12 protein-coding genes are annotated in these 13724 nt (G+C 65.8%); 3 read left to right on the top strand and 9 right to left on the bottom strand.

Annotation, left to right across the window (positions count from 1 at the left end):
• Nucleotides 1–408: 408 nt before the first annotated feature.
• Nucleotides 409–849 carry an RDD family protein gene (locus tag AC5RTS_RS15015; protein WP_493992812.1) on the bottom strand — a complete coding sequence of 147 codons (441 nt, stop codon included), beginning with the start codon at nucleotides 847–849 and terminating at the stop codon, nucleotides 409–411.
• A 248-nt stretch (nucleotides 850–1097) separates the two neighbouring features.
• On the opposite strand from AC5RTS_RS15015, the gene glnA reads away from it, so the two are divergent.
• On the top strand, nucleotides 1098–2522 hold the full coding sequence (gene glnA, locus AC5RTS_RS15010) for a type I glutamate--ammonia ligase (RefSeq protein ID WP_493992811.1): 1425 nt from the start codon (nucleotides 1098–1100) through the stop codon (nucleotides 2520–2522).
• 85 nt (nucleotides 2523–2607) lie between these two features.
• On the opposite strand, the gene AC5RTS_RS15005 is transcribed toward glnA, so the two are convergent.
• Complete coding sequence (locus AC5RTS_RS15005) at nucleotides 2608–3261, bottom strand: hypothetical protein (protein WP_493992810.1); 654 nt, start codon at nucleotides 3259–3261, stop codon at nucleotides 2608–2610.
• Between the two features lie 135 nt (nucleotides 3262–3396).
• A complete protein-coding gene (locus AC5RTS_RS15000; protein WP_493992809.1) occupies nucleotides 3397–3555 on the bottom strand; it encodes a hypothetical protein in 159 nt (52 codons plus the stop codon).
• Between the two features lie 289 nt (nucleotides 3556–3844).
• On the opposite strand from AC5RTS_RS15000, the gene AC5RTS_RS14995 reads away from it, so the two are divergent.
• A complete protein-coding gene (locus AC5RTS_RS14995) occupies nucleotides 3845–4525 on the top strand; it encodes an alpha/beta hydrolase family protein (RefSeq protein ID WP_493992808.1) in 681 nt (226 codons plus the stop codon).
• Here AC5RTS_RS14995 and AC5RTS_RS14990 read toward each other — a convergent pair.
• Entirely contained in the window at nucleotides 4500–5051 is a 552-nt protein-coding gene (locus AC5RTS_RS14990; RefSeq protein ID WP_493992807.1) for a dihydrofolate reductase family protein, read from the bottom strand. The genes AC5RTS_RS14995 and AC5RTS_RS14990 overlap by 26 nt on opposite strands.
• A gap of 130 nt (nucleotides 5052–5181) precedes the next feature.
• Here AC5RTS_RS14990 and AC5RTS_RS14985 point away from each other — a divergent pair, with 130 nt between their 5' ends.
• Nucleotides 5182–6069 carry an alpha/beta hydrolase gene (locus AC5RTS_RS14985; RefSeq protein WP_493992806.1) on the top strand — a complete coding sequence of 296 codons (888 nt, stop codon included), beginning with the start codon at nucleotides 5182–5184 and terminating at the stop codon, nucleotides 6067–6069.
• Between the two features lie 161 nt (nucleotides 6070–6230).
• Here the strand turns inward: AC5RTS_RS14985 and AC5RTS_RS14980 are convergent, their stop codons facing one another.
• The 5 genes from AC5RTS_RS14980 to AC5RTS_RS14960 all read right to left on the bottom strand — a co-directional run bounded on the left by AC5RTS_RS14980 (nucleotide 6231) and on the right by AC5RTS_RS14960 (nucleotide 13717).
• Entirely contained in the window at nucleotides 6231–7502 is a 1272-nt protein-coding gene (locus AC5RTS_RS14980; RefSeq protein ID WP_493992805.1) for an FAD-binding protein, read from the bottom strand.
• 163 nt (nucleotides 7503–7665) lie between these two features.
• On the bottom strand, nucleotides 7666–8352 hold the full coding sequence (locus AC5RTS_RS14975; RefSeq protein WP_493992804.1) for an NUDIX hydrolase: 687 nt from the start codon (nucleotides 8350–8352) through the stop codon (nucleotides 7666–7668).
• A gap of 54 nt (nucleotides 8353–8406) precedes the next feature.
• A complete protein-coding gene (locus AC5RTS_RS14970) occupies nucleotides 8407–9135 on the bottom strand; it encodes an amino acid ABC transporter ATP-binding protein (RefSeq protein ID WP_493992803.1) in 729 nt (242 codons plus the stop codon).
• A complete protein-coding gene (locus tag AC5RTS_RS14965) occupies nucleotides 9132–10553 on the bottom strand; it encodes an amino acid ABC transporter substrate-binding protein/permease (RefSeq protein WP_493992817.1) in 1422 nt (473 codons plus the stop codon). The genes AC5RTS_RS14970 and AC5RTS_RS14965 overlap by 4 nt, the downstream gene beginning before the upstream one ends.
• A 149-nt stretch (nucleotides 10554–10702) precedes the next feature.
• Complete coding sequence (locus AC5RTS_RS14960; protein WP_493992802.1) at nucleotides 10703–13717, bottom strand: bifunctional [glutamine synthetase] adenylyltransferase/[glutamine synthetase]-adenylyl-L-tyrosine phosphorylase; 3015 nt, start codon at nucleotides 13715–13717, stop codon at nucleotides 10703–10705.
• Nucleotides 13718–13724: the final 7 nt, after the last annotated feature.

Raw genomic sequence — 13724 nt, 5'->3', positions numbered from 1 at the left:
GACAAAGCTGAAGGGCCTGAGCCCGGTGCAATACCGTGCTCAGGCCCTCGCGGCCTAGACTTTTATTTGGCCAGTCCAACTTTCGGGGACCAGTTCATCGAGGGGCCCTTTTGTTATGCGCTCGACGGCGGCCGCGTCACCTCAGGCAGGCCGTGGGCAGACGTCCGCTGCTAGTCACCAGAAAGCGGCACATGGGGAACAGTGCAGAGCGGCGGAGGGGAAGCACCCTAAGAGTCCCCGACGGGGTTTTTAGCGCCGCCAGCCGGGGCGTCGACGGTGTCAGGTGAGGCGTGCTGGCCTGGCCCGGGTGCGGGGAGGCTACGCTCGAGGCTGTTGCGGGAGTCCGCGTTGCCGGACGCTGCGCTGCCCGGAGGCCGCGTTGCCTGGAGGCTGCTGCGGGAAAAGCCCCTAGTGCTTGACCTTCACCAGGACGGTCCCCATGGCCCGGTCGTGCAGGCCGCGCTGGTCGGCGTCGAACACAACCGCCGGAATCACCAGGCACAGCAGCACGGTGCGGACAATGGCGGCGGGAATCCCGGCAGGCATGCCGTTCATCTTCTGGACCTGCAGGCTGAAGACCCGGTGCCCGATGCTGTAGCCAAGCACCCCCAGCAGCACGATCTGCATGGCTGCGAAAACAGCCAGGATGGCGAAGTCATCGCCGCCAAACAGCCAGTAGGCGATCAGTGAGGCAACCGCCCAGTCAATCAGCAGCGCGCCCAGCCGCGGGCCTACCCGCGCTATCGAACCGGGACCGGTCTTGGGCCGGCCAAGGCGTTTGCCGGGCCAGGTGCTCTCGTCGGAGGGAGGGCCTTCCAGCCAGGAACCTAAATCGCTTCTATCGACCACCCTTAAAGACTACCCGGACCGGAAGGAGGGAAATAAACCCTTCATTATCACTGCCCTTAGTAGTTGCGGATAGGGTAGGTGAGAGACCATCGACTGCGTAACGTGCCGGAAACACACGCGTCACCGCCGGGAAACCGGGCCCGATTAGGGTCAGAGTGTCGCGCCGGACGGACGGGAAGACCCGGCTCCAGCCGGGTCGAGCAGCCCGAGGTCTTCCACCCAAACAGTTGTATAGGAGCACAGAAACGATGTTCAAGAACGCGGACGAGGTCCTCAAGTTCATCGCTGACGAGCAAGTGAAGTTCGTCGACATCCGATTCACGGACGTTCCCGGAGTGCAGCAGCACTTCAACGTACCGGCCAAAACCGTAGATGCCGATTTCTTCGTCAACGGTCAGCTGTTCGACGGCTCATCCATCCGCGGCTTCCAGGGCATCGCCGAGTCCGACATGCAGCTGATCCCGGACGTCACGACGGCGTTCATTGATCCGTTCCGCATGGAGAAGACGCTGGCACTGAACTTCTCCATCGTGAACCCCCGCACCGGTGAGCCGTACCACCGTGACCCCCGCGGCGTGGCCGAGCGTGCCGAGGCCTACCTGGCCTCCACCGGCATCGCCGATACCGCGTTCTTCGGCTCCGAGGCCGAGTTCTACATCTTCGACAACGTCCAGTACGAGTCCTCCCCCAAGGGCAGCTTCTACAAGGTGGACTCCATCGAGGCCCCGTGGAACAGCGGCCGCGAGGAAGAGGGCGGCAACCTCGGCAACAAGACCCCGTACAAGGGCGGCTACTTCCCCGTCGCCCCGGTGGACAAGCAGGCTGACCTGCGTGACGCCATCAGCGTTGAGCTGGACAACGTGGGCCTCGCAGTTGAGCGCGCCCACCACGAGGTCGGCGGTGCAGGCCAGGCCGAGATCAACTACAAGTTCACCACGCTGACCCACGCTGCGGATGACCTGCAGAAGTTCAAGTACATCGTGAAGAACGTGGCTGACGCGTGGGGCAAGTCCGCCACCTTTATGCCGAAGCCGATCTTCGGTGACAACGGTTCGGGAATGCACTGCCACCAGTCGCTGTGGAACGGCGGCGAGCCGCTGTTCTACGACGAGAAGGGTTACGCCGGTCTTTCGGACCTGGCCCGCTGGTACATCGGCGGCCTGCTCAAGCACGCCTCCGCCGTGCTGGCCTTCACCAACCCGACGGTGAACTCCTACCGCCGCCTGGTCAAGGGCTTCGAGGCTCCGGTGAACATGGTGTATTCGCAGGGCAACCGCTCGGCTGCCATCCGTATTCCGATCACCGGTTCCAACCCGAAGGCCAAGCGCCTCGAGTTCCGTGCCCCGGACCCCTCCTCCAACCCGTACCTGGCATTCTCCGCCCAGCTGATGGCCGGCCTGGACGGCATCAAGAACCGCATCGAGCCGGCCGACCCGATCGACAAGGACCTCTACGAGCTGCCGCCCGAAGAGGCACAGCACATCCAGAAGGCTCCCGGCTCCCTCGAAGAGGCGCTGGTTGCCCTGGAGAACGACAATGAGTTCCTGCAGGCGGGCGGCGTGTTCACCCAGGACATGATCGACAGCTGGATCGCTTACAAGCGCGAGTTCGAAATCCTGCCGCTGGCGATGCGCCCGAACCCCTTCGAGTTCGAGCTCTACTACGGCGTCTAAACCCTTTCGGGCTGTGACGTAGGAACCGAATAAACAGCAGGGCCGCATCAAAAGGTGCGGCCCTGCTGCGTTAAGCCGCAGCGACCTACAGCGTCACGCCGTCGGGCAGTTCCGGCGCATCGAACTTCTGCCGCTCGCACTCGGCCCTCAGCTGCGGGTAGGTGTCTGCAATCAGGTCCAGGATCCGGTTGCGGACCACCAGGTAGGCCTCGCCGACTCCAACCACGCCCCGGAACTCCTTCAGCTCCTCCTCGTAGGAGGTCTGCTGGTGGCGCAGGTAGTTCACGGTCAGCCGGTTCAGCCGGGACGGCGCCGTGGACAGGCTGGCAGGCGACTGTTTGCCCCGCAGCCGGCCGTTGAAATGCTCAATCGCCTTGCGCTGCACGTTCTCCCAGGGTTCGGGAGTGATGCGCAGGTCCAGGGCTTCGGCGACGGCGACCGCTGCCTTCTTCTTCACCAGCGCGCGTTCGCGGGCGGCCAGCTGGCGGTTGCGGGAGGCCTCCCGCGCCTTGCGGTACTCCGCAGTCGCCTCGATGGCCTCGACCCGCTCGAGGGAATACAGCTTCATCGGAGCGGCCTTGCGGGAGAAGGGATTGCGGGCGGTTTTATCCGGTTCCGGCAGGAAGGTTTTGATCTGCCCGTCGGTCCAGCCGCGTTCCTTCTTCAGGTCATTGGCAATAAGCATGCCCTCGCTGTTGGCGGGCTTGGGACGCGGCGGATGGTGTTTGCCTCTGGGCACGGTGCTCCTGCGCAAAATCGAAGTGGTGTGGTTGCCATTGTATTGAGCCGGCACTCCGCCAGCCTAAACACCCCCGGACGCAAAAACGCCGCCATCCCCTGGACGGGAACGACGGCGGAGACTTCCTTTTCGCTGTTAGGCGTCGGCTTCGGCGACAACCGGGGCAGGGGCCGGTGCTGCGTTCAGCATCGCGATTTCGGCTGCCGATACTCCCCCGGCAACCAGCGCGCATCCTGCCGCAATAGCGGTGATCTGTGCGGTCAGTCGTGATGTGGTGGTCCTGGTACGCGTCACAGCGACGTGCTTCAACATATAGCTGATGCTCCCTTCAAGAGGCATGGAGGAACTCCGGGCACACCGAAAGTCGGTGGGTTCCAAGGTGGTATGGCTTCAGTGCCGGAGTGATCATGCGGTTCGTCGCCCGAGGCGGACCGCGGGGATCAGGAGAGACTGCGCTTCAAACTCGCGCCTGCATCAGGTGTTTTACATGCCTGGCCTTCAGATCCTGTCCACTCCCCAGTCTAAGGGGATCAGCCGCGGCCCTCAAGGAGCGGCCCCTCGATACTGCAGTATGTTTGAACACATGCCCGTTACATCCGAACAGCTGTCCCTTCGCGTCGGTGAGGCACCGATCTCCGCAGAGTTCACCCGCCCGGCTGAACCGGCCGCCGTCGTCGTCATAGCGCACGGGGCCGGCACCGGAATGGAACATCCGTTCCTGACCGGCTTTGCCAACGCCCTGAACGACGCCGGCCTGGCGGCCCTCCGGTTCAATTTTCCCTACCGTGAAGCCGGCCGGAAGTTCCCGGACAAGGCACCGGTTGCCGTGGAGACGTGGAGAACAGTCATGGAAGCAGCCCTCTCCCGCAGCGGGGATACGCCGGTGTGGGCCTGCGGGAAATCGTTTGGCGGTCGAATGGCTTCCATGGCGGTTGCCGAAGGCATGCCCGCGGCGGGCCTGGTGTACCTGGGCTATCCGCTGCACCCGCCCGGGAAGCCCGAGAAGCTGCGGGATGCGCACCTGTACGGGATCAGCGTGCCCATGCTGTTTCTGCAGGGCACCCGCGACACGTTTGCGTTGCCGGGCGAACTGGAACCGGTGGTGGAGCGGATCGGCTCCAACGCACATATCCGGTACGTCGACGGCGGGAACCATTCCTTTGAAGTCCGGGGTCAGAAGCGTCCGGCCGAGGCGATCGGTGCGGCGCTGGCGGACCCGGTGGCTGACTTCGTGCGGCTCAGTTCGGACGCAGCGCGTAGGTAAGCAGGGCGTTGCCGGTGGACGTGATCTGGGAGCTTTTCAGCTCCAGCCGCGTGATGGGATCCTCGGGCCGGAAAAGCCGCTGTCCGCCGCCGGCCACAACTGGGTGGACCATCAGGGTGAGCTCATCCAGCAGACCGGCAAAGAGCAACTGCCGGACCACCGAGATGCTGCCCTGGATCCCGATGGTACCGCCCTCGGTTGTGCGGAGGTCTGCGACGAAATCCGCCAAATCTCCATCGATCAGGAAAGAGTTCTCCCACTCCAGCGGTCCGTCAAGGGTGCGCGAGGCCACGTATTTGCGGACGGGATTGATGAACAGTCCGAACTCGTCGTTGTGTGCAGGGTCCGGCCAGTAGCCGGCCCACTGCTCATAAGTGGTGCGCCCCATCAGCACCGTGTCCATGCCGGACAGCGCCGCTTCCATGGCCGGTCCCATCTCCTCGTCGAAGTGGTCGAACTGCCAAAGGTTCGGTGATTCCACGACGCCGTCAACCGAGCTGAAAAGTGCTGAGGTAACCTTGCGCATGCCAACAGGTTCCGGGCTCCTGCTGCCCCTGTCAACGGGCTTCCGGGATGCTCCGGTGTGCCTCGGGCAGACCACCGGAATAGCGGCATAGTCTTCGGGCAGACTGTCCGTAGAGAAAGAGGGTGCCCGAATGGCAAGTCTGCCCATGAGGGTCCTGGCGCCCTATCTGCGGAGAACCCGGAAACCCCTGACTGCAACGGTGCAGCGGGCCTGGCAGAGGCTCACCGAAGATAAACACCCGGCACCGCCGCCCCGCCTGCTGCGAAGCCGGTACCGGATGGATGAACGCACCGTCAGCGGTTTCACCTGCTGGTCCGTATATCCGCGGACTCCGCTGTCCTCCCCCGCGCCCGCGGTGATGTATCTGCACGGCGGGGCGTACACCAGTCCGATCACCGGCTGGCACTGGCGTTTTATCGAACGTCTGGCGGCCGCAGGGTACCGGGTGGAGGTGCCGTTGTACGGTTTGGCGCCCAGGTACAACCACCGGGATGCCACGGCGTTCCTGGCCGCCGTGTACCGCTCAATCCTGTCGGAGTGCCCGCCGGACAAGGTGGCCTTTATGGGTGACTCCTCCGGCGGCGGACTGGCCCTGGCCTTCGCCGAACAGCTGCCGGGGCTGTCACTGCCCTTCCCGGGCCGGACGGTGCTGCTCTCCCCCTGGGTGGATATCGCTATGGCCAACCCCTGGCTGGCCGAGGTGGAAGCGCATGATCCGTGGCTGAGCCGTGCCGGCCTCCGGGTGTCCGCGGAGGCGTGGGCCGCCGGAGACCGGCTGGATGATCCGCGGGTGAGTCCGCTCAACGGCCACCTCGGGAATCTCCCGCCCACCGAGCTGTACGCGGGCACCCATGACCTGCCCTACCCGGACATCCAAAGGCTCGCACAACGGATGCGGAAAGCCGGCGTCCGGGTGACCCTGCATGTGGCCGAGGGTGGAGTCCATGTCTATCCCCTACTGCCGGTCCCCGAAGCCCGAAGGGCATGGAAACAGATGGCGCAGTTCCTGCAGTCCTGACCGGGCCGGCGGGAAGTCCGCTCACCTGCTCCCGGCCGCATCGCCCACAGACCCCTCTGCGAGGACTAGGCCCGCCCAGGAAAGTCCGGCGCCGCACATGATCAGAAGTACCCCCGTGATCCCCATGTGGAGAAGTCTAGCGCCGGTGCCGCCGGACCGGTTCAGGGCGCCCCGAAGACCGTCCGGTCCAGGAAAGCGTTGCGGAACTTCCCCTCAGGGTCCAGGCGCCCGGCCAGGGCCCTGAAGTCGTTGAACCGCGGGTACAGCGGCGCGAGCACGGCGGCCTCCGCCGCAAATACCTTCCCCCAATGGGGGCGTGGCGCGAACGGGGCCAAGGCTGCCTCGATGACCGGCAGGACGGCCTCGACCTCTGCCTGCATTGGCTTCCAGGTGAAGTGCAGGCCGATTCCGTCCCGGTGGTAGTTGCTGCTGAGCCACAGCTCGTCGGCGGCCATCGAGCGTATTTCGGAGACCAGCAGCAGCGGCGCGATCTCCGGTGCCAGAGCGCGGACCGCCCGGATCGCTTCCACCGCATGTTCCCGGCCCACGAGGTACTCCGATTGCAGCTCCTCGCCGTTGCTGGGCGTGAAGGCGAGCCGGAAGTGCGCCAGCCGGTCCGACCACGGCCCGGGCACGCCCAGCTGCTGGGTGCAGTGATCGGCAGCCACGCCCGGCACCGGGTGCAGGGCTCGGTCCGCCGGGGTCCCGCCGTAGAACACGTCCGGCACCTCCCGGGCATCGTCCATACGGCTCTTGAGCCACGCCTGGCCAACGGTCTCTCCGGTCCAGTCCGTGAACAGGCTGACGCTGTAGGCGGCGGACATGGCGGCGTCGAAATCGGCCAGCACTGCCTCCCACGACAGTCCGGTGAAGACGTCCTGGCGCACCTCGAAGGCCGGTTCGACCCGCAGGGTCACGCGATGCAGCACGCCGAGGGCGCCGAGACCCACGACCAAACCGTCGAACTCGCCGTCGCCCTTGCGCACTGTCCGCATCTCGCCGTCCGCAGTAACGAGTTCCAGGCCGACGACGGCGGTGGCGAGGTTCCCGTTCGCGCTTCCGGAGCCGTGGGTGGCGGTGGCGATGGCGCCCCCGACCGAGATGTGGGGCAGCGAGGCGAGGTTGTGGAGGGCAAAGCCGCGCCGCTGCAGGTGCTCGGCGAGAATCCCGTACCGGATGCCCGCACCGACGGTGACGGTGCACGCATCCCCGTCGAGATCCATGCCCGCGGGGAGCGCTTCCAGTGAGACCAGGGTCCCCGCACTGTCGGCTATGCCGTTGAAGGAGTGCCGGGAGCCAAGGACACTAACCCGTCCGGCGCCGGCCACCGTCTGCTGCAGTTCGGCAAGCGAAGCGGGTGCCACCATGTGCCGGGCACCGTACTCGTAATTACCCGCCCAGTTGAGCCTGTCGCGTACCTGTTCCCCGAGCATGGTTGTCCTTAGTCTGGCCGGTGTCGCGGCAGCGGGACGAGAAGCTGCCGGGATGTCATCCGAAAGGGAGACCGCCATCGTACAGCCTGCAGACCGCTTCCTGTGCCGGATACATCGGGGGTGCCGGGCACGGGCAAGAGGCCGAACGCCTCCGCCGGCCGTGTCAGGGTGTTCGCTCGTAGTGCCAGTGCGTTCCGTCCACCACGAGGCGGTGGCGGGAACGTTCCGATCCGCCGGACACCGCGCCGCCGGACACCGCACCGTCGTAGTCGGCGTCACCCTCCCAGGCGAAGACGGTGGCCGGTTCGTATCCGTCCAGCCGCCGGGTCCGGAAGGTTTCCGGCACGGTGTCCGCGATCCGGGCAAGGGCTCCCCGCGCTCCGTCCGGGCTGCCGCACAGTCCGTACAGGGTGACCCAGGTGGGGGTCACCAGCTGCATCAGGCCGTTGCGGTGGCGCTCCAAGGCATCCTCCGGTGTCAGCCAAAGGTAATTGAGCAGTTCGCCCGGGTTGAGCCGGATGGTGCCTTCGGGAGCGGCGGCGGCAAAGAACCACGTTTGGTAGCGCCGCGGGATGTTCTCCGGCGGGATCCAGCAGGACAGCGGCACCAGGGCATCGGGAAGCAGGGACAGTCCGGTCTCTTCAGCCGTTTCCCGTACCCCTGCCAGCCGGGCTGCCTCCGCTTCGGAAGTGGTGTCGATGCGGTCTTCGGGGTCCACCCGTCCGCCCGGAAAAACCCAGGCGCCGCCGAATGATCCGGCCGTCGGCCGTTCCAGCAGCAGCACCTCCGGGCCGGTGTCGGAGTCCCGGAGTAGCACAACGGTGGCCGCCGTACCGGTAAGTTCGCTCATGTCCAGAGCATAGCGAAATCCGGGGGCGGCCACCGTCGGGAGGCTGTTTCGGGGCTAAAGGACCTTGGCCAGGAAGTCCTGCAGGCGCGGGGCCTGCGGGGCACCGAAGAGCTGCTCCGGGGAGTTTTCCTCCACAATGTAGCCGTCTGCCATGAAGATGACGCGGTCGGCCACTTCACGGGCGAAGCCCATCTCGTGCGTGACCACCACCATGGTCATGCCCTGCTCCGCCAGGTCACGGATGACCTGCAGCACTTCGCCCACCATTTCCGGGTCCAGCGCGGACGTCGCTTCGTCAAAGAGCATCACGTCCGGCTTCATGGCCAGGGCACGGGCAATAGCCACACGCTGCTTCTGGCCGCCGGAGAGCTGGGCCGGGCGCGCATTCGCCTTATCTGCCAGGCCGACCCGGTCCAGCAGGGCCAGCGCGGTTTTCCGCACTTCTTCCTTGGACGCCTTCTTCAGCTGCACCGGCGCCAGCATGATGTTCTCCAGCACGGTCATGTGCGGGAAAAGGTTGAAGTGCTGGAAGACCATGCCGATGTGCTGACGGACCTCGTTGAGGTTCACCTTCGGATCGGTGAGGTCGATGCCGTTGACCTTGACCGTGCCGTCGCTGATGTCCTCCAGCTTGTTCAGGCACCGCAGGAAAGTGGACTTGCCGGAACCGGACGGGCCGATAACGCAGACCACTTCGCCTTCGGCCACGCTGACGTCCAGGCCCTTGAGGACCTCGTTGGACCCGTAGGACTTCCTCAGTCCGATGGTTTGGATCTTGCTCACTTGTTGAACCTCTTATCCAGGACGTCCGCCAGCTTGGTCAGCAGCGTAATGACGATGAAGTACAGGGCGGCCACAATGATCAGGACCTCCGCGGTGCGGAAGTTCACGGCGTAGACCTGCTGGCCCTGGTAGGTCAGCTCCGCGAAGCCGATCACGGCCAGCAGGGACGTGTCCTTCAGCGTGATGACGAACTGGTTGATGAAGGAGGGTGTCATGATCTTGATGGCCTGCGGAATGATGACCTTCTGCATGGTCTTGCCGTAGCCAAGGCCCAGGCTCCGTGCCGCTTCCATCTGACCGGGGTCCACTGACTGGATGCCGCCGCGAACAATTTCGGTCATGTAGGCGCCCGCGTTCAGGCTCAGGGTCAGAACGCCGGCGGTGAGCACGTCCACGGGCTGGCCGATGATCTGCGGCAGGCCGAAGTAGAAGAAGAACGCCTGGACCAGCACCGGGGTGCCGCGGAAGATGCTCACGTAGATGGTTGCAAGGCCGCGGAGCACCTTGATGCTGCCGACCTTCAGGAAGCCGAAGAACACGCCCAGGATGAGGGCGAAGAAGAGCGAGAGTGCCGTTGCCAGCAGGGTCAGGCCCAGGCCCTTCGCGAAAGCGGGGGCGTTGTCGGTGACCAGGGCCCAGAAGCTGGAGTCCGCGGCACCTGCCTCAAGGTAGGTGTCCAGGATTTCCTGGTACTGCCCGTTGTCCTTCAGTTCGGCCAGACCCTCATTGAACGCGGCGAGAAGCTCGGGGTTGGTGCCCTTGTTCACGGCGAAACCGTAGGAGCTGCCGGCTTCCTTCTCAGTGACGGTCTTCAGCCCGTTGCCGGATTTCACACCGTAGGCGAGCACCGGGTAGTCGTCGAAGACGGCTACCGAGCCGCCGGCCTTGACGTCGTCGTACATCTGCGCCGACTGGGCGAACGCCACCACCTCGAAGCCGTACTGGCCCTTAATGGAGTCCGCGAAGGCCTGGCCTTCGGTGCCTGTCTTGACGGCTACCCGCTTGCCGCGCAGGTCTTCGTAGGACTTGACGTCGTTATTGTTCTCGGCGACGGCCATCTGGATGCCGGACTCGAAGTACGGGTCCGAGAAGTCGAACACCTGCCGCCGCTCATCCGTGATGGACATCCCGGCAATAACACCGTCCACCTGATTGGACTGCAGGGACTGCAGCGCCGCATCAAAGCCGAGGGACTGGATTTCAACGTCGAAACCCTCCTCCTCCGCGATGGCGTTGATCAGGTCCATGTCGATGCCCACGAGTTCACCGTTTTCACGGAACTCGAAAGGCGCAAACGTGGTGTCGGTTCCGATAACGAAGGTTTCACCCTCCACGCCGTCCGCCGCGAAGGCCCCGGCCGCAGGTACCCCAAGCAGCAAAGCCAGGGTTGCGAGGAAGGCGGTCAGCGGTGCGGCCAGTCTGGCCAACCCCTTTGTAGCCCGTTTGCCACTAAGCAAAATAAACGTCTCCTAGCTCTTTCACTGCGGCTGGCGCCGCAAATGCCCCCATAGAGACTACCTAGAGCAGTGGCAATGCAACGAACCGGAGAGGCCCGTGGAAACGTGAGCTACGTCCCGTAGCCGTAGAAATACCGTTCGAAAACCGCCCGCGCATGCCGGGTGTCGCGCAGGTAGTCCTCCTCCAAAACCCCGCCCTGACCTGCACCGTAACCGCACCAGCGGGCCACGGCATCCAGTTCCCGGCGCGAGGCGGGCAGCACGTCCGGGTTGCGTCCGCCGCGGATAACATTTGCGCTTCGGATCCGGCTGGCCAGCAGCCAGGCGTGACGCAGAATCGACACGTCGGCAGCGGGAAGGAGGCCGGCGGCCTCGATGGCGTCCAACGCCGGCAGGGTCGCCGTCGTCCGCAGATCGGGGATGGCATGGGCGTGCTGCAGCTGCAACAGCTGGACCAGCCATTCGACGTCGCTGAGCCCGCCGCGCCCCAGCTTCAGCTGGCGGGACGGGTCCGCACCCCGGGGCAGGCGTTCGGATTCCACCCTTGCCTTGATCCGCCGGATTTCGCGGATGTCCTTTGCCGTGACGTCCTGCGGGTAGCGAACCGGATCAATGAGGGCCATAAAGTCCTCGGCCAGCGCGTCGCTGCCGGCCATGGGACGCGCCCTTAGCAGCGCCTGCGCTTCCCAAATGAGCGACCACCGCTCGTAGTAGCCACGGTAGGACTCAAGGCTGCGTACCAGCGGCCCCTGCCTGCCTTCGGGACGGAGCCCGGCGTCAAGAACCAGCGGACGCTCGGCGAGGACCGCCGGTGTGCAGGGCTGCTGCAGGAACGTGGATATCTGGGCCACGATCTTCTCGGCCTGCGCCTGGGCTGCTGCGGGATCCGCGCCGGGCAGCGGGCGGTGCACGTACATCACATCGGCGTCCGAACCGTAGCCGATTTCCCGGCCGCCCTGCCGGCCCATGGCCACCACCAGCAGCTCCGTGATTTTCTCGCTACCGGCAAACACTTCTGCCTCGGCCACGTGCAGGGCACCAAGCACCGCGGCGCGGTCCGCATCAGCCAGCGCCCGGCCAACCTCCTCCTGGCTGAGCAGCCCGGCACTGTCGGCGATGGCGATGCGCAGCATCTCCCGCCGGCGGATCAGGCGGATCAGCCGCATGGCTTCCCCGGGGCGCGGGTGGCGGGACATCTTGGATTGGATCTCCTGCCACTGCGCCTCGAAGGGTGCCGGAACCAGATCCTTGTCGGAGCCGAGCCAGGCAGTGGATTCAGGGGAAACCTCCAGCAGGTCGGTGATGAACCGGCTGGAGGAAAGAATGGAGCACAGCCGCTCCCCCGCGGCGGAGGAATCGCGGAGCATCCCGAGATACCAGTGCGTGTCCCCCAGTGATTCGCTGAGCCGGCGGAAGCCGAGCAGCCCGGCGTCCGGGTCCACGCCGTCGGCGAGCCAGGCCAGCAGCACCGGCAGCAGCTGGCGCTGCAGGGCAGCACGCCGGCTGACCCCCACGGTCAGGGCCTCTATGTGGCGCATGGCGCCGCGCGGGTCGGCATAGCCCAGGGCGGCGAGCCGGGCCTGCGCCGCCTCCGGGCTGAGCCGGACCTCATCCGCGCTGAGGTTGGCGGCTGTGCTGAGCAGCGGTCGGTAGAAGATACTTTCATGGAGTCCGCGCACAAGCCGTTTGGTCCGCTGCCACTGCTCGCGCAGACGGTCGGCACCGGGGCGCCCGGGCGCCAGCGCACCGGCGCTGGCCTTGGCCAGGGCCCGCAGCGCCGCGTCGTTTTCCGGCATCAGGTGGGTGCGGCGCATGTGCACCATCTGGATGCGGTGCTCGAGCACCCGGAGGTACCGGTAGGACTCGTCCAGTTCCCGGGCATCGGTACGCCCGATATAGCCTGCGTCGCTGAGGGCGGCAATGGCGGCCGTGGTGCCGCGCACCCGCAGGGATTCGTCAATGCGGCCGTGCACCAGTTGCAGCAGCTGGACGGTGAATTCCACGTCCCGCAGTCCCCCGCTGCCCAGTTTGAGCTGGCGGGCCTCCTCGCTGGCCGGAATGTTGTCGGTGACCCGGCGGCGCATGGCCTGCACGGATTCCACGAATCCGTCCCGCTCGGAGCTGGTCCAGATCAGGGGTGCCACGGCCTCCTCGTAGCGCCGGCCCAGGTCCGGATCCCCGGCCATGGCCCGGGCCTTGAGCAGTGCCTGGAACTCCCAGCTGTGTGCCCACCGCTGGTAGTAGTTCATGTGCGAGTCAAGGGTCCGGACCAGCTGCCCGTCCTTGCCCTCCGGGCGGAGGTTCGTATCCACCTCCCAGAGCGGAGGTTCCGGTGCTGCGGTGTTGATGGCCCGGGATATCCCCGCTGCCAGGGCGGTCCCGATGGCCGAAGCGCGCTGCTCCGGCAATCCCGATGACTCGATGACGTAGATGACATCGACGTCGGAAATGTAGTTCAGTTCCCGGGCCCCGGCCTTGCCCATGCCGATGACGGCAAGCTTCACGGCGGAGATCTCCTCCGCCGGGTAGCTGGCCGCCAGTTCCGCCCGCGAGACGGCCAGGGCCGCTTCCAGCGCGGCCCCGGCCAGGTCGGCAAGTTCCCGGCCCGCGGCGGGAAGATAGTCCGTGGGTGAGGCGGCGCCCAGATCCCGCACCGCAAGGTCAAGCAGGTGGCGCCGGTAGCGGGCACGCAGCGCCACATAGGCTTCGGTACCCGTCAGCCGTGCCACCGGTGCCGGGCCGCTGCCGGCCTGGACGGCGTCAAGCAGCGAGGCACGCAGCTCGGCCTGACCGGTGCTGCCGGGTTCGGCGCGCAGCGGACGGTGCAGCAGATCGATGTTTGCCGAGTGGCGCATCAGGAACTCCGCCAGCGCCTCGGAGGCGCCCAGCAGCCGGAAAAGCGCTTCGTTCCGCTCATCCGCGGCGTTGACCAGCTCCACCACATCCGGGATGCGGCCGATCAGCCGGACCAGGGACTGCAGGGCCAGATCCGGATCCGCGGAATTGTTGAACCCGCTGAAGAGCGCGTCCTCATCCACCTGTTCCAGTTCGGAGGCAGCGAGGAAGCGGGAGCTTTTCTCCAGATCCTGGAAACCTGTGGCAATCATCCGCCGGGTCAGGCTCATCGGTACC

Source organism: Arthrobacter sp. MDT1-49-2 (assembly GCF_059090185.1).
This window is presented reverse-complemented; position numbering and strand designations above follow the sequence as displayed.